Below are 22,718 nucleotides of genomic sequence, written 5' to 3'. Positions count from 1 at the left end.
TGAAGGGATGGTGTTATTCCGTCTTGTTCGGCAGCGGATCACAATCAATATACGTCACCCTGTCAGGCAATAAACTGATAACGGCACGTAAGCGAATAATCGCGTCAATAATATTCATCTGTTCTTCTGGAGATAACTGTTTAAATGCCAACGCATGCTTTTTCTTTTCAATACCGGCCAAATAATACAAAGCCCCTTTCATTTGCGGATCGGTTTCCTGCATTTCAGTGATCAGCGCGGGAATAACCCCTTTATATTTTGCGTCAGGAAATGCCCCCCATAATAACGCGATGTGCTTAAGACTGCATTGACGCTGTTCTAAATTCAGCGGGACGACACGTGCTGGCTCTGTATTCGCCATAACCCCTCCTTATTAAGCAAAAATCCCCATCAAATGTGCAAACCAACGGCGGCGTGGTTTATTGATGACGGGTGTACTCATTCCTTTAATAAATTGTACATTCTGCGCATTAGGCTGAACATGGCGACCATCAGGGGTCTCCAGCCAGCCACGGCGATGACGGCGATGCGTAATGTGCAACGGGTTATCTGGCAATACGGCTACGGATGTGCAGGTTTTTATTAACATGGTGCCATCTCCATTAAGTGAAAGAAGTGCCGGAATGTTTACCCCGTCCGGCGCGGGTTTGTGTGGTACTATTTTTATGCCGGCTTCTGCTCTACCAAAGATGACGCCGGCATAACCTCCCACCACAACAAGGAAAATAGGTTGATGTTTAACAATAAAACGCAAAGTGTGATTAACATTCGCATCTCATTTAATCGCCCTTGGTACTCTCTACGAAGACATTAAAATCTCTGCATTCAATTTGAAAAGATTTTATTCTTAGCATGAAAAAGAAATGACTGCACTGCCTAAAAAATAGATAAAGATAGAAAAATATGAATTTCAGGAGAATATTTTCAGTTCTATCGTGATGGTATTTAAGCTTGTGCATTATAATAAAGCACTTCCCAAACATATATACTCCCATTGCACCATAGACTTTGTAATATCCCCGTTGCACCTTAGAAGGTAAAGTGACAGGGAATAGCTTAATTGTCATAAATGTTATCTCGAAATAGCGTTAAAACACAGTGTGTATTTTAAAATTCATCACTTATTCCTGTAATAAATAAAACCTCTTCATAATGCTAATTTAGGGGAAGGCTTTACGCTTTGATTTAAAGGGCATGACGTGTTTTGCATTTAATTTCTGCTTCATGCATGAGAAATTGCTGCCAACCGGTTAATTTTGCGTGTTTCTTTCGGTATGTATGGATTGCCATCACAATACGCATGGCACCGTAGACCATCACAGCGAGAATAATCGTGATTGATATCAGTAGTTCTGTTGAATAACTCATTATTATCATTCCGCTCTATTTTCTTCGTCTGATGTAACTGATCGATGTAATCTGTTGCTTGTGCCAGCGTATCCACCTTGCCAAACGACTGATCACCTAACCACAGGTGATAACAGGTAATCGGTTGAGCCACTGTTTTCTGCAGGAAGACAAGGGTAAATCCACGGTATTCCTGTGAGTGGCGACTGATTGGGGTTGGGGTGTAGATCATGTGTTTTCACTTACCGTTGTATGTGCTACTGCTGTTAGTAGCCCCAGATCTCCCACGAGTCCAAGCTTTTGTGCACGCTTAATCCATGTATGTTTCCAGCCATAAGACTCCACAGGACGGCTAATTGTCGCCATATGTACCATTTCTAACCATTCATTCCACAGAATGTAAATACGACGACTGCTGCCAGTGGCACCGATAATTTCACGCTCAGTAACCATAGGTAAAAGGCGGCGATCCATCATATGGCGTACTGATGTTTCGGTTTTTCCAGTACGGCGGGCAAATTCAGATACAGTAATCCCATCTGGGATTTTGAATAGATGTTCTAGTTGCAGTTCTGGCATGTTAACCTCTTGTTTGCCATATTGGAGTATAAGTTGATGCTTATGATTCATAGATACGTTTATGCTTGGCATAAACCGGGATGCGCTCTGGCGTTATGAGTCGGGAAAGACAACACCTAACATTGATGTGGTAACAAAAATCCTCAATCATCCACGGTTCGAAAAATACGCATTGTGGTTTATGACTGGGAAAATTGCTCCCGAATTCGGGCAAATAGCACCCGCTCTCGCACACTATAAGCAAGAAGATGAAAAATTTAGCCGTCCAGACAGAAAAATGGATTAATTTTGCGCGTTTATTTTATTGAATAGATAGAAGTTTTATCGTGCATATTGCACAACTGGTTTTGGATATATCGATGAGATTAGTCAAGAAATGAATTGCTAGAAAGTAGGTATGAGGCCAAATGGAGTTGCTGAATGTATATCCCGCAGATATTCAACAAGAAAGATAATATTGTTGTGTTTCAAAAATTTATACCTACTCAGACTAGCTATCATAGAAAACGGTATCAATAACGTGTAGCCATTAGGCTCAGTCTGAGCAGGTAAAAACCCATTCAATTATTTTTTGAGACAATCATCACAGAAACCGTTATTCTGTAATTCATTGAGTACAAAACAAATGTCATCTGCGATATAAGTAAATAAGTGAGGGAGATAAAGTTGATATATCCCATTGATTTCTTGATGTATTAAGTCTAATCGCAGGAAGTTTAATAAACTTCTTGAACGATTTAATTTGTGATAGCTTTCAATACTCATTTGTGCCTTTTTCATTAGACCTCTTCGGAAACTATAGCAGGCGCCATGTAACGTGATCACTTTTGTTAATAAATATTAATTAATATCAATATGTTATTTCTGATTTTCATAATCAACTGATACGGCGCCTGCTATAGTTTCCGAAGAGGTCTATTTAATAATATGAAACACACATCGAAAAGTGTCAGTTAATATTTGAGGCCAGTATTTTATGCATGAAAGAGAAGGGGTCTACAGAAATTAACGTAAACGTCTGATGGCAACATCATGCTTTGACTATTTTTCCTTATTCCATCTTGTTATTATTTAATTCGTAATCCTCTCACTCCTTCGGCGGCAGTAAATTTCCCTGTTGCAGCTTGTTCAACGAACTCACCCCACCAGTCCATCAATACTCTACGTTGTTCCAAATAGGTGCTGCGGTTATAAGCGTTACGGACTGAATCCTTACCGGTATGTGCCAACACTGCCTCGATAACATCAGGATTAAATTCCTGCTCATTCAATGCGGTACTGGCAATGGATCGCATCCCGTGCGCAACTAATCGCCCGCCGTACCCCATGCGCTTAATGGCGGCGTTGGCCGTCTGACTGTTCATGGGTTGAAGTACATTTTTTCTACTTGGAAATAAATAGTTTCTATGAGCGCTAATCGGTTTCATGGCGTCGAGTACAGCCAGTGCTTGAGATGACAGGTGGATAATATGATCACGCCTCATTTTCATCCGTTCGGCAGGGATCCGCCATTCCTGCAAGTCGTAATTGATTTCTGACCACATGGCACCCACAGCTTCGGACGGTCGGGTTACCGTCAGCAATTGCCACTCGATCAGTAATCGGGTCTGTAATTCTATACTGGCAACCGACAGTGCTTGCATAAACTCAGGTAATTCCTTTGGTGTCAATGCGGGCATATTTTTCTTTTTCGGTTTTTCAAAGGCTTTACCGATACCGCCTGCAGGGTTGGCATCAATTACCCCGCAATTAACGGCGAAAATCATGATTTCATTTAACCGTTGGGTTAATCTTTTTACGGTTTCCAAAACACCTTTGGCCTTGACTGGCTCCAAAGCAGCAATAAGCGTGCGTGCTTTAATCTCCTGTATCCCGATATGTCCAATGGCAGGAAAAATATCACGTTCAAGTGATCGCCATATGTCACGTGCATAGTTTTCCGTGATACTGGATTGCTTGATTTTAAACCAATCAGCCGCAACCTTCTCCAAGGTATTAATTCTAGCCTCTTGCTCACTGGCTAATGCTGTTCGTTGGTACTCTTGTGGATCAATCTTTTTTACCAACAGTGCTTTTGCTGCCTCTCGTTTCTGCCTGGCTTCAGCCAGTGAGAGTGCGGGATAATTGCCAAAAGTGACCGTCGTTCTTTTTTTGCTAACGGGGTGATAGTAGCGAAAACGCCATGTTTTAACGCCGGATGTTTTAACAAATAGCAGTAATCCACCACCATCGTGTAAAGATAAATCTTTGTTGGTTGCCCTTGCCGCTTTCACTTCGGTATTCGTTAGGGGCTTCGCCTGTAGTGCCATATCATCACCCTTTAAGGACTATGGGACTACCTATTTTAAGGACTAGAGAATAGAGTCCCTCATGTAGTCCTAAAGAAACAGGGTATAACCATGCCACACCGAAAGACAACAGGCAATAAAAAACCCGCAAACCTAGGTAGAGTGCGGGTTTTTCTTGGTTTACCGGTACTTTCTGGTGACTACCGATAGTTTATTTGGTGGAGCTGGGGGGATTTGAACCCCCGTCCGAAATTACTACGCCGTCGGCACTACATGCTTAGTCCAGTCATTACATTCACCGGTTAGCTGCGGATGGACACGCCACTAACAAACTAGCTTGATTAAGTTTAACGCTTCAACCCCAAGCAAGGCATCCACGCGATCTCTTTTAAATTTGACCTCTCTTGATCCCCGTCCTAAGAGCGGAGGCTAGGGAGAGAGGAAACCTTCAGTTTTTTAAGCTGATCAAGCTGCCATAGCAGCAGGTTCGTGTATTGCGTCGTTTGCAACTATTTTTTTGCGGTTTTTTACGAGGCCACCGCGCCTCGGCATGCACCTTGGGGTTCGCTAATCTCGTCGAATCCAGAATCAGCCCCAAAGAACTCAGTCAAGTATAACAGAACTCCACGTTGTTAAGCCAGCGACTTAACGGTTCGCATTTTTCATAATTCGCGCCTTGTCTACACGCCATTCACGATCTTTGATCGTATCTCGTTTATCGTGATCTTTTTTACCTTTGGCAACACCAATCTTTATTTTGCTCCACGCATTTTTCCAATACATGGAAAGGGCTACCACGGTATAACCTTCGCGATTAATGCGTCCGAACAGGGAATCAAGTTCGCGTTTGTTAAGCAGCAGTTTCCTGGTTCGTGTTGGATCACAGACGACGTGCGTGGAAGCAACACTCAGTGGTGTAATGGTTGCACCCAAAAGGTGAGCTTCACCGTTTTTTAATATCACGTAGCTATCACTGATATTGGCTTTACCTGCACGTAAGGACTTAACCTCCCAACCTTGCAGAGACAGCCCTGCTTCAAATTCTTCTTCAATGAAGTAATCATGTCGCGCGCGCCGATTTTGTGCGATGGTTGCAGAACCGGGTTTGTATGTTTTTTTCTTTATCATAATGTTGGTCATTATACTGTATGTGTTGATGAATGAAATGATTTCCCACTGGATGTTGGTGTATTTTATATCAGGATATCTATCGGTTTTTTGTCTGTTAGCGGATTAATGATATTATTTAGCAGTTTTGGATCCTACCGGAGATGTTATGCCACAAATTAATTGCGCTGAATTAGTGCCATTTAGTGCAGAACAAATGTACAAATTAGTGAACGATGTGCCCTCTTATCCCGAGTTTTTACCCGGTTGCGTTAGTAGCCGTGTGATCGGTGCCAGTGAACGTGAGGTGACAGCTGCCGTAGAAGTCGCTAAAGCAGGGATAAGCAAAACGTTTACTACACGTAATACACTTATGGATAACCAGAGTATCAATATGGAATTGGTCGATGGTCCTTTCCGTAAGCTTTTGGGAGGCTGGCATTTTACACCTTTAAGCCCCGAGGCCTGTAAAGTAGAGTTTCATCTTGATTTTGAATTCACTAATGCCTTGATTGAGCTAGCATTTGGTGGTTTTTTTAAAGAATTAGCGGGAAATATGGTGCAAGCTTTTACACAACGGGCGAAAGAGGTTTACTGTGCCTGAAATCCGTGTTGAGGTAGTGTATGCATTACCTGAACGCCAATATATCCGTACGTTGCTACTTGCTCAAGGGAGCACGGTTCTACAGGCGATCGTAGCTTCAAAGTTACTTCAGTTGCGTTCTGATATTGATTTAGAACACAACAAAGTGGGGCTTTATGGTCGACCAGCAAAGCTGGGCGATGTCATTAATGATGGCGACCGTGTTGAAATTTATCGCCCATTGATCGCGGATCCTAAAGAATGGCGGCGGCAGCGAGCGGATAAAGCACAAAAGAACCGCTAATCAGTGCTAAACAAGTCAATTCTCTTCTGATTAAAAAGTATATTAATAGCGAGGGGTTTTGCTCGCCCTCGCTGAGGATCCTTAGAACCTGTTCCAAATCTTCTTGAGCGATGCTCAGACGAGGAAAAAACGCGAGAAAAAGCGCAGTTTACATAGAGTAAATGAGCATTTTGAGCGCGTTTTTGACGAATGACTTGACCAAAACACGGCGAGCACAAGAGATTTCGAACAGGTTTTTAGGGGGGGCTGTTGAGAAGGTCGCTTAAAATATAGATAGGATAAACTACTTCATCATAAAATGTCTCCGGTTGATCAGCTTGATGGTTATATTTTTCAATAAGTTGACTCAAAGGAATTGTCATCGTGATACTCTCATTGACTACCTTCAAATCGATGTCTTCAGGCACAGGCTCTGTGTTCAATACGTTAGAAACACACAGAGCGAATTTTCTTTGAGTTTGGAAAATCCATAGATCTTGTTCTTCTCTTTGTACCTTATAAGTACCCAAATCTTCTTTTTCGATAATTAACTCAACATCTTCTTCAAATGCCCTATTATGGGCCTGAATGACGAAAGTGATTGCTGACCAATTCTGTAATTGGATGAGGAGCGTGGCAGATTTTTGCCGTGGATACAGAGTTTTTATCTCTTTGATGTCGGCAAGAAAATAAGCAGAAAAAGCCAGGTTTTTTTGCAGCCCAGATAGCGTACTTTTTTTCTCAATATAAATCAGCTCATCACCAAAGCGTTTAATACAGAGAAGATCTGCTATTTTTTGCCATCCAGCAGGCCAGTCTTCCGCCATTTCCCACTCTTGTAACCCCGATATTTTATACACTCTCTTTTCTTCAGCGCTGACATAGCTGTGGTATCCATCTCGGCTCAGCCCCAAATACTGATAGTCAACGTGTTTATCTCTCTCTTTTGGTATCATGAAAAGTGCTGATAACTGTGTGTTATACCATCCATATTGGCTAAATCTCAGAAGTCTTTTGGGCTTTAATTCAATATTACAGGCCCCACTTTTACGGATCGCAATGAAGGCCTCTCTTATCATGTTGTTTATGTCGTCAACATGGAGTCGTGCTTTCGGCAGAAGCTGAGCAAGGTGTGCGGCTAAAAAAGACCACATATTTTTTGGCGTAACCGATAGACATTCTGGTGTTCTTTTAACTATTTTTTCTATTAGCATTTTCCATATTTGCGTTTTTCTTTCAGTAAAATTGATCGTGAATAAATCTTGCGCGCCAGGAGGTGTATTGGGAATATGGGTTTGCCAAATCGCGTAGTGATCACAGGGATAAGCACGATTTTCATCACTGAAGACCCTGTAAAACTCTTTTTTCAAGGCACTCGCTAGTTGATAAGACAGTAAATAGGGTGAGATGTATCCCTCAGCGATGCCCTGTAGAGAAAAGTGATAGGGCGATTGTTTAAAATCGGAAAAAAAGATCAGTTGATTATTTTCTAGATAAAGTAATTCCTCATTTTTCCATGCTTTTTGTACACCATACAGGACAATCTCTACAGGTGGCAGTCTGTTTTCAGGGATCACAGGGTTGAATGTTTGTACTTCATCAAGGGCTATACTGCTGATATAAAGGAGATTTTTGTTATGCGGATCCCAAAATGCGGCTTTTTCCTGTGTGTCATGGGTGAGGTAGTGTAATTTCTGTCCGTGGGATGAGTAATAGAAATAAAATCTTTTTAAGTGCGTCTCATACCAGGTTTGTAAGGACTTCGTATTGTGTGTAGAAACTCCGCATAAAAATCCTTCGATACCCAGCACGGGAAGATGAAAACGTTCGTCTGCTTCATTATCATTGAGCGCCAGTAAGGCGGTAAAGGCGGTTGAGAGATCATCTTGATGATTTGTTAGCCATCTGCTACCTATAGTCGATAAATACGCGCGTCCAGAAACATCGATGGCATAAATATTGCCCTGAGTGTCTTCAGTATAAAGCCGTTCAGGCGTATGTCCGACATGTTTGAGTAGACCCAATTTGCTGTAATCGATATAAGGCTCTGTGTCGTGTTTTATATAGAGCTTGCCCTCTTCATTTTCGTTGTCTACGGGAGTCTGATTGCCCGTGGACATCCAAAAGCTAACCCTTTGATAATCATTTCTGCCGCTCCATATTGGCTTGATTTTTTCCTGTTTGCCGGTCGGCAGCGTTATTGGAGCGAGGATACCGCATGATCGGCTCCACCAATACGCCTCAGTATTCTCATTGTCAGTAATTTGAATAATTTCATCGGCGTAGATCTTTCCACCAGACGATTTTTTGTTCAATGGGTTATGGTTATCGGGATAATCATCCAGCAAATAAATGTCCAGCAACATGGTACACAGCAGACCTCGCAACTGCTTAAGGGTGGTTTGTGAAGATCGCTCGCCAAAAAATAATTCGTTTTGTACTAAAACACTGAAAATATCGCTGCTGCATTGAATTTTTCGCAACAACAGCGGGTTGTGGGCGGTAGGAGTGATATTAATTGCGTAATGCACTGCTACCGATGAAGCCCCTTTTTTGAAATGTTCTATCAGTGTCAGTTGCTCCCCTACTTGCGTAATTTTGACCCTGATTTTTAATCCGGTCGATGAGGTAAAGAGAGGAAGAAAAGAATAATTGACGAACTCCAATAGAGAAGATCGGCTATGTGTAATCCAGAAAGTAGGCTGAAAAGGGGACTCTCTGGTTTTCAGTTTCCCGTTTGTTTGCGTATTCAAATCAATGTGGGCATAGAAAAAAACCTTTTCTGCTTCAATGGTTAATAATCGCGCGCAAGCGATAGAGAATTTAAAAGCAGCGAAGGCCGGTACCCACAGTATGGCTCCATTTTTAGTCACATAATGGGCATTCCCCTGGTAAGTTTCTGCCTGATAATTTTTAATCAATAAGGATGGTAACCTGTCAGCGTCTGAGAGCGTTTTTATCTGCTGTTCATATAAAAGATTAAGCTCTGCTTTTAGGCTGTTTGCGGGCGACTCGCTGGCATCGAAAACGATTGAAGCGATATTCATCTCGCTTGCGGTAATATTCTGGATTAGGGTCACTTTTTCATGGATCAGGCATTGAATCTGTATGCTTTCGTCCGCAGTGAGCATAAGCTCGATTTCATGTCCGCCGATCTGTAGTTGAGTATTTTTTCTGCTAGGTAACGTTATCACTCCCAGGGTAAGGGCGCTAATAAGCCAGTTTCCTCCTTGTAAGTGCAATTTTAATGGAAAGGCAACAGGTGGCAGTACCAAGATTTGGCACAAATTTGAAGTGTTATCCATGTGGTAGGTAATTTCACTGGCGTTATCGATGATGTCTTGCCGAAAAGCTTGCTCTGTTGCTGTTATTTTTTCTTTAAATTGTTCATATCCCGATCCAAATTTTTCCCAATCCGGATTTTCTTTTTTAAAAACGGTGTATTCCTGGCTGTAATCTTCCTTGGTTTTTGCCCAAGGAAAATGCAATGCCCATTGATTTTGTACAAATTGATTTTCAGAAATCGTCACCCAGATGTTGGTCAATTTTTTCGTAGGTATAATTTCTTGCATCTCATAATAGATCGATCGCGCCATCCCTCGTGGTACATCGTTGATATGCCGTTTATGAAAAAAAACAAAATCTTTATTCTCTTTCTCTAGTTCTCTAAGGGGGGCAAAGGCTTCACTGGATCCATACTCCTCTATTTTAGCCACACCACGATCATAAGAAAAATCATAATCGGTCTGCGCCACACAAGGCAAAACCAGGTTATGTGTCAAGATATCATCTTGCTCGTTATTGGGTGGTAGCTCGGTGACAGAGACATCAGCACGATGAAAAGGCTTTAATACGTTTAATTTTCTGAGTTCACTTTGTATACCACCGATGAAGGTACTGCCATATGCTTGGTATCTTTGTGTTCCGAATGCGATGCGGAAAGCCCTCCCCAATACTCCTAACTCGAGCAAGGTAATACTGGCAGGTCCCTCATGGATGAAGCAGCCCTGTTTCAATACATAGCCCTGCTTCCAGCTCTTCTTAAGGTTTTTGAAAAATTGCGCGCTGGCTTTAATCGTATTGATTTTCTGTTGGAAATGCTCCAGCAGAAAAATAATCACTACACCGATTATCGCCACCACCAAAACAGCGGTACCTAGCGCCAGCGCCAAGCTGGTGGCACCGAGTAATGCCGCACCTATCGCGAATAACTGCAAGCCAAAACCCAGCACACTGAAACCCAGTTGTATGCCGAGGATCATTTGTGCATCGCTATTAGGCGCATTTAACAACGCGCTGGTCGTCAATACGATATCTGTGGCACTGAGGATAAGCCCCAACCCCATAAAGGTTTTGCTGATACCGTTCACCAGTTTTTTCACCACATGCTGGATATGGTCTTTCTGCAAAATACCTTTAATCAGAAACGCATACCGGCTGGTTTCTGTCGTGCCCGAGAGCAGCTCTGCAGAAAAATAGGCTATCCTGTGTAAAGAAAATTCTACTGCCTGTACACTCACTACCCTGCTCAATGTAAAGTAAGACAGTCTGGCAGCATCATCGAGTAGATCACTCGCCATTCCGACGACACCGACATAATGCTGTAATGCGAGAGATTGCCCGAATTTATTAGGCAGCCCACGCGTGTCAGGCATAGCAAACAGGCCTTTGCCGGATTTTATCTGCTCAATGAGAAAGCGGGCTACGAAAATTTTATTGAAAAGCCAGCTCGAGAGATCCAGTGCCACCCTACTGTGATAGTGATTCACTGCCAGTGCCAGATTGTCTTCATTGGAGAGGGGTATGCGGTAACTTTTTTCCAAAGAATCGCGGACCTGTTTAAAAATCGTTTGCTCGGTCTCAATCTCTATCAGCACACCTGTTTTGGGGTTCAAGAAAGGTACTCTAAATGTGTTCCGACCGCTAACCGGCGTGACTTTTTGTAAGAGAACCAGAGAACCTTCGGGAACAGCACGACCCAGGAGGGCGATTTCTTTAGTCAAATTTTCAAAGATCAGAGCACTGTTGAGATAAGATTCCGCCAAGGGGATTGTTTTTTTTCGGCCGGTAACGGGTATTAACTCTGAAGCTATATTACGTAAATCTGATTGAAAGACTTCGATGCCTGTCGATTTTCTATTTGTATTCTGCGCGGTGTAATAGATAAAGAAGGTGTGATCACCACTCAGTTTTAATACATTCTCTTCAAAATATTCTAATGATGAATCTAGGATGGGGGTGTCGAATACTTTCTTTTTGAACAGGATAGAGAGACGTCTTTCCATATACCCCAAATAAATCACTTTAATATTTTTAGCCTCAGAACCCAGGTAATTGATGATGGGGTAATAAGCGTTTTTTTGTGCCAAATCCATATAGTAAAAATCAAACAGATCTTCATCTACTGATGTTTTAAGAGAGGCATAGTACTCTGGGTGGCTTATTAACAGTGCTTGCAGCCGTTGTTGCGTTTTATCCAGAACCAGATTGGAAGACGCCAACCATGCAAGCCATTGCTCTGGTTTTTCGTTGAAAATCACTTGTCGAAGAATATCTCTTAGTATGCGCAGCTGATCAGCGCGATCGTCGACAATAGCAGTCCGGATTTTTATCCCGCCAGAAAGCTCCCCTCTTTTCATGCCAGAAAACAGTGCAGACACATCTGCCATAAGAATACGGTGCCCAGCAATGTTACCGAATTGATCGGCAAGGTGGATAAAATCCGGTTCACAAAAAAGATCACTCATTTTGGCCGGAAGTAACCCATCACTGAAGGCATATACACTGAAAAGACCAAATCTGCCGTGCTTATTGATGTCGATCCAAGGGCGTATCTGGGTCAAGATATCTTTTTCCAACAGGGTTTTTCCAAATTTTACTGCATTGCCTGAGGGGGTCAAAACACCAACCCACTTATAAGCCTCTTGAGAGGAGCGCCAGAGGATTTTTTCGCTCAGCACGTCCCAACTTCCTACCCATTTACGTCCAACAACATCGACACCGATGATGGCATCACACACAGCCACGCCTTCATAGATTTCAATGCGTGATTTACGCAGATGTGCCAGCAGTTGATAAGTAAATCCACGACTGAGTGAAGAGTTCCAGCCGTTACTTGAGCTTGGACTATGGCTTTTAACGGGTTCGATATCACTGGCTACCACGTGGATGCGTGAGATAACATCTGGGGTTTGATCACCCGGTACCAGATTCCGATCGATACAATTTTTTAGCACCTGACTTGCCAATACATTGATTATTTTTTGAGCGACATCTTCGCCGCTAAGGCCGCTTAATTGCTTGTTATAACCCTGCCCAATCAGCAAAATACGGGCTTTTTTATCCGCCTGATTATCATAAAACTGAAAACCTTGTGGAATGGTGCCATTGATCATGATGCGTTCTTGACGACCTGACTGTACTATTTTTACCCAAATGCTGATCTCTTTACGTTTGTTATACAGCCAATGTGCCGCTGCTTCCGTGGATGGCTGATTATCAAATTGTATAATGAGCTGACTTTGATAGCGGGAAGGTTTTTCGTAATAGTGATCTCGACTCATCATCGCCGATCCGATCCAGGTCGATTGCAAATTTTCTTCGGTGTTGTAACTGATGTGTGTAAAAACAAAAAACTGTTGCTTAAACACCTCAAAATAGGCTGTTAACTCGGGATGACTGGCACTAAACTTCTTTTCATACTCAGCTAACCAGGCGACGATAATTTTGGGCCCCGAACTATAGACGGTCGCGACTGCACCCTCTATCCAGCCATCATAGCGGTACATCATTAAATTGATATCTAACGTGGAATATTTGTCGGATGATGGGCCAGGTGGACGGGAAACATCGAGCCGATCTATCTGGTGTAGTTCTATTTTTATATCCCTTTGCAAAACGATATTAAGTATCTCCAACATCGCGAGGCTATCTTTCGATGCAAATAGACAGGAGTTGGTTATCTCACCTTCTACATAAGGATGCTTTATATAGCCTATTCCATCGGGCAACACGTGTAACTCACCCAGAGGGATCATCAAGCTGTCTTTTGACAGGGACTCGACAATGTGATTAATCTCTGGTGATAGGAGCTGGACGGTTTTAAAAAAGGGATCCTGATTGCCCTGATTAATGTCCAGGGCAAGTTGCTGATAACTTGGCAGAGGTAACAGACTGTCATCATTACAGGCACGTAGCAGGCTGTTCATCAACATCATTTCCACATAAGCCTGTCGGTGATAGGTGTTTTCTTCAAGAGCGAGCGCTTTACCCGTGAAGATCGATTCCAGCACATCGGCTAAATAGAACCAGAATACGCCTCTCATGTAAGAGAACTCATTCTGTGGATAATGATCATTGATAATTTTTCTTTTGCTGATGTTGTCAAATAAATCTGTTTTTATCTTTTGCCAGAGCCTGTTATCTGGATGCGGTAAAAGGTCAACATCAAGATAAATGCCGCCTTCTTTGTAAAGGATCATGTAACGGACTTTGTCAGAAGCAGAAGCCGAGTTTTGGCGTAAGCCAAGTTCTTTGAGGTAATATTTGTAATAATCTTTTTTGGCCGTGTTCTGAAACAGGGTAGCATTGATCTCGACCAAACGAATCGGCATTTTTGGCTGAGCTTGAGTTGCACGGCTTCGGGCGACGTTGAGCGCATTGATGGCCTGATCGAAAGAGTACGCATGTGTCGACTTTATTTCGTCTAGTTGATCGGTCGTACTCCATCCTTTAGCCAACAAAAATTGCGTAGCGCAGTCATCAAAAGTTTGCTGTTGACGCATTCCGGGGAGGAAATAATCTTTATAAAATTCGTTTTGTAAATCGATAATGGCTCTAACATGGATCGAGGCCGTGCTTTCAATGTCGATGTCATTACCGATCCCCTGTAGTGTCCCCGCGTAGAGCTTAATTTTTTGGCGCAGGATGCCGGAGAGTAAGGCGTGAGGATCGTGCCATAGCTGGATTTCGTAATCAGGGTTGTAATAAGCCCAGGTTTTCATGTAAGCGATCTGAAAAGAACCGAGCGTGCCAATCCAAACGAAATGGATTTTTTTCTCTACCGGCGTTAATAGGTGCTGTTTTTTTTGTAACACGTGGTTTAAAGCGGTTTGAATCTTTGGCCTCGAAGGCGGGTCAGCGAATTTGTTCCCACCGATTAAAAGTAATTCCAGCTCGGTTTGTATACGTGCCAACAGGCAGAGTTCTTGGACATCGCCGGTAATGCTTAGCCTTTGGTATTCATTAAGTAATAGCTTGATTTTGTAAAAAATAGGAGCGTCAATACCGAGTACATCCTGTATTTCACGTATTAATGTTTCTTTGTCCATGATTCAATTAATCCCTTTAATTGAGTATCCATTCATTCCGTCCAATTTGCCGGTTAATTCTTTTATTGACAAGCTATTTTTTAGGTTTTTAGGATACCTAGATAAAATCAGTTAAGAGATCATCCAGGAGATAGGTGGGATGAATGACTTCATCATAAAATGTCTCCAGCTGATTGGGTTTATTGTTGTATTTTTCGACCAGTTGACCCAGTGTCACTGTCACTTCGCTCACCTTTGTGGCTACCTTCAGAGTGATATCTTCAGGCATAGGATCTGAATCCAATACGTCAGTAACACAGAGTGCGAATTTTCTTCTACCGCGAAAAATCCATAGATCGCTCCCCTCTCGTTGCACCTTGTATTCAGCTAATTGATTTTTGTTGATAAGCAAATTCACACTTTCTCCCCGCCCTCTGCCCTTAGCCCGAATGACAACATGGATCTCTGACCAATCCTGCATCTTGATAGGCAGGGTTGCAGATTTTCGCCCCGGATACAGGGTTTTTATCTCCGGCATGTCTGAGAGAAAATCAGCAGAAAAAGGTATTATTTCCTGGCGTTCAGATGAAGGGGAAACTTTTTCAATAAAGATCAGCTCATCGCCGAGACGTTTGATAAACAGAGGTGTGACCACGGGTTGCGATGCGGCAGGCCAATCGTGCGTTGTGGTCCACTCTTGTAATGCTGCCAGTTTATACACCTTTTGTTCTTCGGCACTGACATAGAGGCTGTTTCCATCTCGGCTCATCGACAAATATTGACAGTTGACCCGCTCGTTTTTTTCTCTCGGCATGATAAATAACACCGCCGCCTGGCTGTCATACCATCCATATTGTCCAAATTGTAGGCATTTTTTTTGATGCAGTGAAATACGTACAACACGACTTTGAATGGTCGTGAAGGCTTCTCCAATCATTTTTTGCAAGTCGCGAGTACGGAGCTGTTCTTGTGGCAGGAAATTGACAAGATATGCCGCTAAAAAAGCCCACATATGTCTAGGCGCAATAGATTCCTCTTGAGGTGTTTTTGTGACTATTTTATCTATCAAAATTTTCCGTAGTTGTGCTTTTCGTTTGGCGAAATTAATCGCAGACAGGTCTGGCACACCAGAAGACGTATCGGCAAGGCGGGTTTGCCAACTGCTGTAGTGATGGTAGCTGTAGGTGCGACTATTGAAAAGGGTGAAAAATTCTTCTTTTAAGGCCTGTGTTAATTGGTAAGACAGTAAATAGGGCGCAAGGTATTCTTCGGTAATACCGTGCAAAGAAAAATCATGGGGAGATTGTGTAAAATCAGAAGTAAAGAGCAACTTGCCGTTTTGCAGATAGAGTAACCCTTCATTTTTCCAGGCTTTCTGTACATGACTCATCATCCGTTTTGCAGGTGGCAGCCTGTTTATCGGGATCACGAGGTTGAAGGTTTGTGCCCTACCAATGCTCATACTGCCTACCTGAAGCAGAGCTTTGTCACGTGTATCCCACAGTGCAGCTTTACGCTGAGCATCGTCACTGAGGTAATCCGGCTTTTGTCCATCAACCGGTTGGTAGAAATAAAATCTTTTTAAGCGCTTGTCATACCAGGTTTTTAATGGATGCGTATCGTATGCAGCAGCGTCCCCTCTTTCGGTACATAGAAATCCTTCTACGCTGAGCACGGGAAGATGAAAACGTTCTTCTACTTCATCACTGTTGCTGGCAAATAACGGCTCAAAAGCGGCAGGGAGATCGTTTCTATGCGTGTTCAACCAGGCGCTGCCTATACGTGATAAATATGCTCGCCCAGAAACATCGAGAGCGTAAGTATTCCCTTGCGCATCTTCAACATAGAGCCGTTCCAGCGTGTGTCCGCTGTGTTTAAGGAGACCCAGTTTGGTATAATCGATGGTATAATCGATATGAGGTTCAGTGTTACGTTTTACATAAAGTTTTTTCAGCCCCTGTGCATTTTCATCGCCCACGGGCGTCCAAAAGCTGGCCCGTTGATAATCGGTTCTTCCGCTCCATATTGGTTTGATCTTTTCCTGTTTCCCTGTCGGCAGAGTGATCGAGGTGAGTATCCCGCATGATCGGCTCCACCAATACTCTTTTGTGTTCTCGGTGTTGGTGATATAAACCATTTCATCAGCATAGATCTTGCCTGCAGATATCGACGTATGGTTGCCCAGTAGTGTGGTACAAAGGAGAGCTTGCAGTTGTTCCAGAGTAGTCTGTGAGGATCCTGAGAACCATTCACCGACACGGGAAATGCTGAAGATATCTTGGCTAAACTGGATTTTTCTCAACAATAAAGGCTGATTGGCAGCAAAATTGATATTAATCGCGTACTGTATCTCTACCGATGAGTTGCTTTTTTTGTAGCGTTCTATCAGCATCAATTGCCCTTGCTCTTCTACTATCTCTGTCTTGATCTGTAACCTTGTCGATGAAGAAAAGAAGGGAAGAAAAGAATAATTGATGAACTCCAATCGAGACAGTCCGCAATGTGTGATCCAGAAAGTTGGCTGAAAAGGATGATTGATCCTGCCTGAAGTTGCCATTGCAATAGATTCAGCATGTAGATCAAGGTTGGCATAGAAAAAAGCCTGATTGGCTTCCTCGACGAGGAATTGAGCATATTCAGTGGCAAATTTAAAGGGAGCCAGTACCGGAGCGAAGACCAGTTTTTTATTTTTAATCAGATAATGCGCATTCCCATGGTAATCACCTTCGTGGTAATTTTTGATCAACAGATGTTGTAGCCCAGAAAAGTCGTTGTAGGCGTTTTTTTGACTCTGATATAAAAGCTCAATCTCTCTTTTTATGCTGTTTTCGGGGCAGTCGGCGGCATCAAAGACTAGCGAAACAATATTCATTTCGCTAACGGTAATACGCTGGATCAGGGTTGCTTTTCGATGGATCAAATACTGGATCCGAATGTTTTGATCGGCGACAAGCGCTACGTAGATTTTGTGTCTACCAATCTGTAATTGATCGCTTTCCCTTCTGAGTGGTGCTATTGTTCCCAAGTTAAGGGCACTAATCAACCAGTTACTTCCTCGTAGCCACAATGTTAGCGGAAAGTCAGGGGGCGGCAAAACCAGGATTTGTTGAGTGTTTGCAGCGTTGTCAATATGGTAAGTGATCTTACGGGCATTATTGATAATTTCCTCTCGAAATAGCTGCTCCTGTACTTTGACTTTTTCCTTGAACTCTTCATATTCCATTGTCTGCCAATCGGGGTTTTCTGTTTTAAAAATCGCGTGTTCTTCGTTGTAGTCCTCTTTATTTTCTATCCAGGGGAAATGCAGTGCCCATTGCTGTTGAAACAGTGGGTTAATCCTCACCCTGATGTTGGTGGGCCTTCTGCTGGCTGTGATCGCTTTTATTTCACGATGAAGATAGGTCACCTGTGCAAGGCCGGTGACGATTTTGCTATGAGAAAAGACAAAATCTTCGTGATTCCTGGCCAGCGCCCTGAGGCTAGCAAAGGTTGCATCGGATTCATCGTCTATGGTTCTAGATCCACTCATTGTATAAGAAAAATCGTAGTCAGTCCGCGCAATACAAGGCAAAACGAGGTTATGATTTAACACTTCACCGGTATCATTGCCGGATGGCAGTGCGGTGAGAGCGACACCAGAACTCTTAAATTCCTTTAATACATTTAATCTCTCAAATTTAGCATGAGAACTGCCTGATGAAGTGCTCCGATACGCCTGGTATCGTTGTGATCCAAAAATAATCTTGCAGTCAGTACCTAATTCCAGCCCGCGGATACACGCGGTACCTTCATGAACAAAGCAGCCATTCTTCAGTAGGTAGCCTGTCTCACGGCTCTCTTTCAGCGTTTTGAGAAATAAAGCGCAAGTCTTAACTTCATTGGCTTCTTTCTGAAAAGATTCCAACAGCAAGACGACCAATACACCGGTCACGGCAACAACCAAAGCCAGTACGCCAAGCGCCAGCGCCATGCTTGTCGCACCGGTTAATGCCAGCCCGATAGCACCCAGCTGTATGCCGAAACCTAGCACACTAAAACCCAATTGTGTACCGAGGATCATTTGTGAATCGTTATCCGGGGCATTTAAAAAAGCCTCGGTCGTCAATGCCACATCGATGGCACTGAACGCCAGCCCTAAGCCCATAGCGGTTTTGCTGATATTGGTAGTGAATTTTTTCAGTGCGTACTGGATCTGGTTTTTTTCCAGGATCCCTTTGGCTAACACCGCGTAACGATGGGTGGTCGTCGTGCTTGCGAGGAGCTCTGAAGAAAGATAGGCCATCTTACGTAAAGAAAACACCACCGTTTGTCTGTTCAAAACCTTGCTCGCCGTGAAATAAGACAATCTGGCGGCGTCATCGACCAGATCATTGGTCATCCCCATGATGCCGACATAATGTTGTAGCACCAGAGTTTGTCTTAATCCATCGGGGAGACCTTGTGTCTCAGGCTGAGCGAACAAACCTTTACCCGCTTTGATTTGCTCGATAAGAAAATGTGCTACAAAGATTTTATTAAACACCCAGCTTGAAAGATCGACCGCCTTTTTATATGAATACCCCTTTTCTGAAAACATCATTAAACTGTTATCAGGCCAAGGGATGAGGTAATTTTTTTCCAGGCTGTCCCGTGCTTGTCTGAAGGCGTTTTTGTTGGTTTCAACCTCCGTCATCACGCCCGTGTTGGGATGCAAAAAGGGGACTTTCGATTTATTTTGACCATTCACCGGCGTGATTTTTTGCAATAAAGCCAGAGAATCTGCTGGAACTGAGCGACCTAGAAGGGCAATTTCTTCTGTTAGATTTTCAAAAAGGAAGGCACTGTTAAGATATGATCCGGCAAGAAGCAAGGTTTTTTCTCGCGGGATCATTGGCGGTAAATCAGCGGCGATCTCGATTACATTTGCTTGGAAAATGGCCGTAGAAACCGTGCCTTGACCGGTTTTCCAAACAGAATAAACCAAGTGTGTTTGCTCACTGCTTAATTTTAAGATGTTTTCTTGAAAAAAATCCAATGATGAGGTTGAGACGAGTGATCCAGGTTGCGCTATTTTTTTCATCAGGGCTTGCAGACGTTTTCCCAGATTACCCAGATAAATCAATATAATATTCTGGGATTCAGTCCCCAGGTGATTGATGATCGGGTAGTAGGCATTTTTTTGGGCGAAATCAACATAATAAAAATCAAACAATTCTTCATCTGCCGATGCTCTTAGCTGAGCATAGTAATGTGGATTGTCGGTTAGCAATTGTCGCAGTTTTTGTTGCGTTTTTTCTTCTACCAGTCTAGAAGAGGCAAGCCAGGTCAACCATTGATCCTGTCGCTCGTTAAACGTCACCTGTTGTAGAACATCTCTCAGTATACGCAATTGATCAGCGCGTTCGTCGACAATAGCTGAACGTACTTTCTTCCCCCCGGGCAATTCTTTTTTTTTCATGCCAGAAAACAACGCCATGACATCTGCCATAAGAACGCGGTGCCCAACAGCATGATCGAATTTATCAGTAAACAGGGCAAAATCGTCTTCATTAAAAGTATCACTCATTTTGGATGGAATGAGTCCATCTCTAAATGCGTAGCGGCTAAAAAGGCCAAACCTGCCGTGCTTATTGATGTCTATCCAGGGACGTATTTGTGTTAGGAGGTCTTTTCCCAATACGACTTTAGTAAACTTGACGGTTTTATCCGCAGGGTCTAACACACCGATCCATTTATAAGCGGATTGAGCAGAGTGCCAAAGAATTTTTTTGCTCAATGTATCCCAATTCCCCGTCCATTTTCGTCCCACCGTATCAACACCGATCATAGCATCACGTATAGAAATTCCTCCCTGGATCACCAGGCCGGCTTGCCGCAGCTGTGTCAGTAGCTGATAAGTAAATCCATGATTGAGGGAGACAGAGGTGCCAGAGCGGATGTCTGATGCCTCTGTGTCAAAGGATTCGATGCCACTGGCGACGACACTAATCCGTGAGATCACATTTGTGGATTGGTCCGTAAACGAAATGCGTGCATCGATATAGGGCTTGACTTCCGGGCTGGCGAGTACCTTTACGATTCCTTCCGCTATTTTATCGCCGTTAAGACCATTCAATTGCCCGTTTTCACCACGCCCAATCAGCAGGATACGGGCTTTTTCCTCAGCACCGTTATCGTAAAATTTAAAATTCGTTGGGATGTGGCAATGAAGAGCGATACGCCCACCATTACGAATTATTTTCACCCATAGACTGTTCTCTCTGCGCTTGTTATACAGCCAACGTGCTGCAGCTTCAGTTGAGGGGTCACTATCAAATTGTATAATCAGCTGACTTTTATAGATGGAAGGCTTTTCGTAGTAGTTATTCCGACTTATCATTGCCGATCCAATCCAAGTAGACTTCATATCCTCTTCGGTATTTCTACTGATGTTTGAAAAAACAAAAAATTGCTGTTTAAACACCTCAAAATACGCGGCCAATTCGGGATGCTGGGTGACATAATCGGTTAACCAGGCGGTGATGATCTTTGGCCCCGAACTGTAGACGGTGGCTACTGAGCCATCTATCCAGCCATCATAGCGGTACATCATTAAGTTTATATCTAGTGTGGAGTACTCGTTAGAAGAGCGGCGCGGTGGGCTGGGTGGATTGGAAACATTGACCCTATCTATCTGATCCTCTTCTATTTTTGTATCTTTTTGAAAAACCAGATCCAGTATTTTCAATAGCGCAGCGCTGTTTTTAGGGGCAAGAAGATAAGAGTTGGTGATCCGTCCTTCTACATAAGGGTGCTCCATATAGCCTATGCCATCCCGTAGTATTCGCAGCTCACCCAGGGGATCCATCAACATTTTTTTGGGTAGGGTCTCGATGATGCGGTCGATCTCTGGAAACAGGGGTTGGATAGCGTTGAAAAAGGGATCCGAGTTTCCTCGATTGATATCCAGGGCCAGCTGTTGGTAATCTGGTTTCGGTGGCTGACCGTCACCATGACAGGCGCGTAACAGACTGTTCATCAAAACTATTTCGACATAAGCACGTCGGCGATAGATGTTTGTTTCAAACATGGTTGGCTTATTCGAGAAGAGGGATCGGAATACATCCACTAACTCTAGCAAAGATACCCCTTTCACATAAATGGGATCATCTTGTGGATAAGTATCATTGATGGCTTTTTTCTTGTTGATATTGTCCAGAAGTTCTGTTTTTATCTTCTGCCAAACCTCTCCATGAGGATGTGGCAATAGGTCAGCATCCAGATAAACACCGCCCTCTTTATAGAGGATCATGTAACGGGCCTTATCAGAAGCCGAAGCGAGATTTTGCCTTAAACCCAGCTCTTTAAGGTAATATTTGTAATAGTCTTTTCCTGCTGTATTTTGAAACAGGGCCGTGTTGATTTCACGTAAACGAATCGGCTTGTTTGGCTGAGTGGGCGTTCTAACACTCTGAGCAGCGTTAAGCTCAGCAACGGCCCGATTGAAAGCACGCTTATTCTCCGATTTTATTTGCTCTAGTTCATCTAGGGTACTCCACCCTTTGTCCCACAGGAATCGGGTAACACAGTCATCAAACGTTTCATTCGGACTGTTTTTTGCGAGGAGGTAACCTTTGTAAAATTCGTTTTGTAAATCTATGACCGCTCGAATACTCGTTGAGGCGGTGCTGTCTGGCCCCAAATTACCAATACCAATACCGAGTAGCGTGCCTGCGTAGAGCTTAATTTTTTTGCGCAGGACACCGGCAAGCAATGCGTCAGGATCGTGCCATAAATTGATGGCATAATCCGGGTTGTAATAAGTCCAGGCTTTCATGTAAGTGATTTGTACAGAGCCTATCGTGCCAATCCAGACGAAATGGATGTTTTTCTCTACCGGCGTTAATCGGCTGTGTTTTTCTTGTAAAACTTTGTCTAAAATGGTTCGGATTTTAGACATCAGTTGTAGATTAACCAGGTGGTAATCATAAATTAACAGTTTTTCCAGCTCAGTTTGTATACGTGCTAACACACTGAGTTCTTGGTCTCTGCCGACAGTACCCGATCCTTGGTATTCTTTTAGCAACTGATCGATTCGATAAAAAACCGCTTTGTCAGTACTGAGTACGTTCTGTATTTCGTGTATTAATGTTTCTTTGCTCATCGTTAATAATCCATTTAGTTGTTTTGCAAAAAGTCTAATGTTAAAAAATATTCGATAATGCTCCCTGAAGGCTACCTTTCTTAAATTTAGCTTTAACTAA

11 protein-coding genes and 1 other RNA gene are annotated in these 22,718 nt (G+C 43.1%); 3 read left to right on the top strand and 9 right to left on the bottom strand.

Annotated elements, in window-relative coordinates:
* Nucleotides 1-13 precede the first annotated feature (13 nt).
* The 4 genes from AAHH42_RS12175 to AAHH42_RS12160 form a co-directional block, all read right to left on the bottom strand.
* The gene (locus AAHH42_RS12175; RefSeq protein WP_342221250.1) at nucleotides 14-361 is read right to left on the bottom strand and encodes a DUF5347 family protein; all 348 of its coding nucleotides are present in this window, start codon (nucleotides 359-361) and stop codon (nucleotides 14-16) included.
* A 12-nt stretch (nucleotides 362-373) separates the two neighbouring features.
* Nucleotides 374-754: a phage filamentation protein Fil family protein gene (locus AAHH42_RS12170; RefSeq protein WP_342221249.1), complete on the bottom strand. Its 381-nt coding sequence runs from the start codon at nucleotides 752-754 to the stop codon at nucleotides 374-376.
* Between the two features lie 468 nt (nucleotides 755-1,222).
* Nucleotides 1,223-1,579 carry a hypothetical protein gene (locus tag AAHH42_RS12165; protein ID WP_342221248.1) on the bottom strand — a complete coding sequence of 119 codons (357 nt, stop codon included), beginning with the start codon at nucleotides 1,577-1,579 and terminating at the stop codon, nucleotides 1,223-1,225.
* A complete protein-coding gene (locus AAHH42_RS12160) occupies nucleotides 1,576-1,977 on the bottom strand; it encodes a Cox family DNA-binding protein (RefSeq protein ID WP_240313792.1) in 402 nt (133 codons plus the stop codon). The genes AAHH42_RS12165 and AAHH42_RS12160 overlap by 4 nt, the downstream gene beginning before the upstream one ends.
* A 10-nt stretch (nucleotides 1,978-1,987) precedes the next feature.
* Here AAHH42_RS12160 and AAHH42_RS12155 point away from each other — a divergent pair, with 10 nt between their 5' ends.
* The gene (locus AAHH42_RS12155) at nucleotides 1,988-2,212 is read left to right on the top strand and encodes a helix-turn-helix domain-containing protein (protein WP_119797058.1); all 225 of its coding nucleotides are present in this window, start codon (nucleotides 1,988-1,990) and stop codon (nucleotides 2,210-2,212) included.
* Between the two features lie 781 nt (nucleotides 2,213-2,993).
* Here the strand turns inward: AAHH42_RS12155 and AAHH42_RS12150 are convergent.
* The 3 genes from AAHH42_RS12150 to smpB form a co-directional block, all read right to left on the bottom strand.
* Complete coding sequence (locus AAHH42_RS12150) at nucleotides 2,994-4,235, bottom strand: integrase domain-containing protein (protein ID WP_342221247.1); 1,242 nt, start codon at nucleotides 4,233-4,235, stop codon at nucleotides 2,994-2,996.
* A 195-nt stretch (nucleotides 4,236-4,430) separates the two neighbouring features.
* Nucleotides 4,431-4,810: a transfer-messenger RNA gene (ssrA, locus tag AAHH42_RS12145) on the bottom strand.
* 49 nt (nucleotides 4,811-4,859) lie between these two features.
* The gene (gene smpB, locus AAHH42_RS12140) at nucleotides 4,860-5,342 is read right to left on the bottom strand and encodes an SsrA-binding protein SmpB (RefSeq protein ID WP_119797698.1); all 483 of its coding nucleotides are present in this window, start codon (nucleotides 5,340-5,342) and stop codon (nucleotides 4,860-4,862) included.
* A gap of 148 nt (nucleotides 5,343-5,490) precedes the next feature.
* On the opposite strand from smpB, the gene AAHH42_RS12135 reads away from it, so the two are divergent.
* Both AAHH42_RS12135 and AAHH42_RS12130 read left to right on the top strand, forming a co-directional pair.
* Nucleotides 5,491-5,925: a type II toxin-antitoxin system RatA family toxin gene (locus tag AAHH42_RS12135; protein WP_342221246.1), complete on the top strand. Its 435-nt coding sequence runs from the start codon at nucleotides 5,491-5,493 to the stop codon at nucleotides 5,923-5,925.
* A complete protein-coding gene (locus tag AAHH42_RS12130; RefSeq protein WP_119797061.1) occupies nucleotides 5,918-6,208 on the top strand; it encodes an RnfH family protein in 291 nt (96 codons plus the stop codon). The genes AAHH42_RS12135 and AAHH42_RS12130 overlap by 8 nt, the downstream gene beginning before the upstream one ends.
* Before the next feature lie 236 nt (nucleotides 6,209-6,444).
* On the opposite strand, the gene AAHH42_RS12125 is transcribed toward AAHH42_RS12130, so the two are convergent.
* The gene (locus tag AAHH42_RS12125; protein ID WP_342221245.1) at nucleotides 6,445-14,517 is read right to left on the bottom strand and encodes a TcdA/TcdB catalytic glycosyltransferase domain-containing protein; all 8,073 of its coding nucleotides are present in this window, start codon (nucleotides 14,515-14,517) and stop codon (nucleotides 6,445-6,447) included.
* Between the two features lie 97 nt (nucleotides 14,518-14,614).
* Nucleotides 14,615-22,618 carry a TcdA/TcdB catalytic glycosyltransferase domain-containing protein gene (locus tag AAHH42_RS12120; protein WP_342221244.1) on the bottom strand — a complete coding sequence of 2,668 codons (8,004 nt, stop codon included), beginning with the start codon at nucleotides 22,616-22,618 and terminating at the stop codon, nucleotides 14,615-14,617.
* Nucleotides 22,619-22,718: the final 100 nt, after the last annotated feature.

The organism is Candidatus Fukatsuia endosymbiont of Tuberolachnus salignus (genome assembly GCF_964030845.1).
Classification (GTDB): domain Bacteria; phylum Pseudomonadota; class Gammaproteobacteria; order Enterobacterales; family Enterobacteriaceae; genus Fukatsuia; species Fukatsuia symbiotica.
The sequence above is the reverse complement of the archived record's forward strand: the minus strand, read 5'-3'. Positions and strand labels throughout refer to the sequence as shown.

What these genes read in the sequence shown, in the direction of transcription:
- AAHH42_RS12125 (WP_342221245.1), bottom strand. Translation starts at nt 14,517, where the DNA reads ATGGACAAAGAAACATTAATACGTGAAATACAGGATGTACTCGGTATT.
- AAHH42_RS12175 (WP_342221250.1), bottom strand. Translation starts at nt 361, where the DNA reads ATGGCGAATACAGAGCCAGCACGTGTCGTCCCGCTGAATTTAGAACAG.
- AAHH42_RS12120 (WP_342221244.1), bottom strand. Translation starts at nt 22,618, where the DNA reads ATGAGCAAAGAAACATTAATACACGAAATACAGAACGTACTCAGTACT.
- AAHH42_RS12160 (WP_240313792.1), bottom strand. Translation starts at nt 1,977, where the DNA reads ATGAATCATAAGCATCAACTTATACTCCAATATGGCAAACAAGAGGTT.
- smpB (WP_119797698.1), bottom strand. Translation starts at nt 5,342, where the DNA reads ATGATAAAGAAAAAAACATACAAACCCGGTTCTGCAACCATCGCACAA.
- AAHH42_RS12155 (WP_119797058.1), top strand. Translation starts at nt 1,988, where the DNA reads ATGCTTGGCATAAACCGGGATGCGCTCTGGCGTTATGAGTCGGGAAAG.
- AAHH42_RS12165 (WP_342221248.1), bottom strand. Translation starts at nt 1,579, where the DNA reads ATGATCTACACCCCAACCCCAATCAGTCGCCACTCACAGGAATACCGT.
- AAHH42_RS12150 (WP_342221247.1), bottom strand. Translation starts at nt 4,235, where the DNA reads ATGGCACTACAGGCGAAGCCCCTAACGAATACCGAAGTGAAAGCGGCA.
- AAHH42_RS12135 (WP_342221246.1), top strand. Translation starts at nt 5,491, where the DNA reads ATGCCACAAATTAATTGCGCTGAATTAGTGCCATTTAGTGCAGAACAA.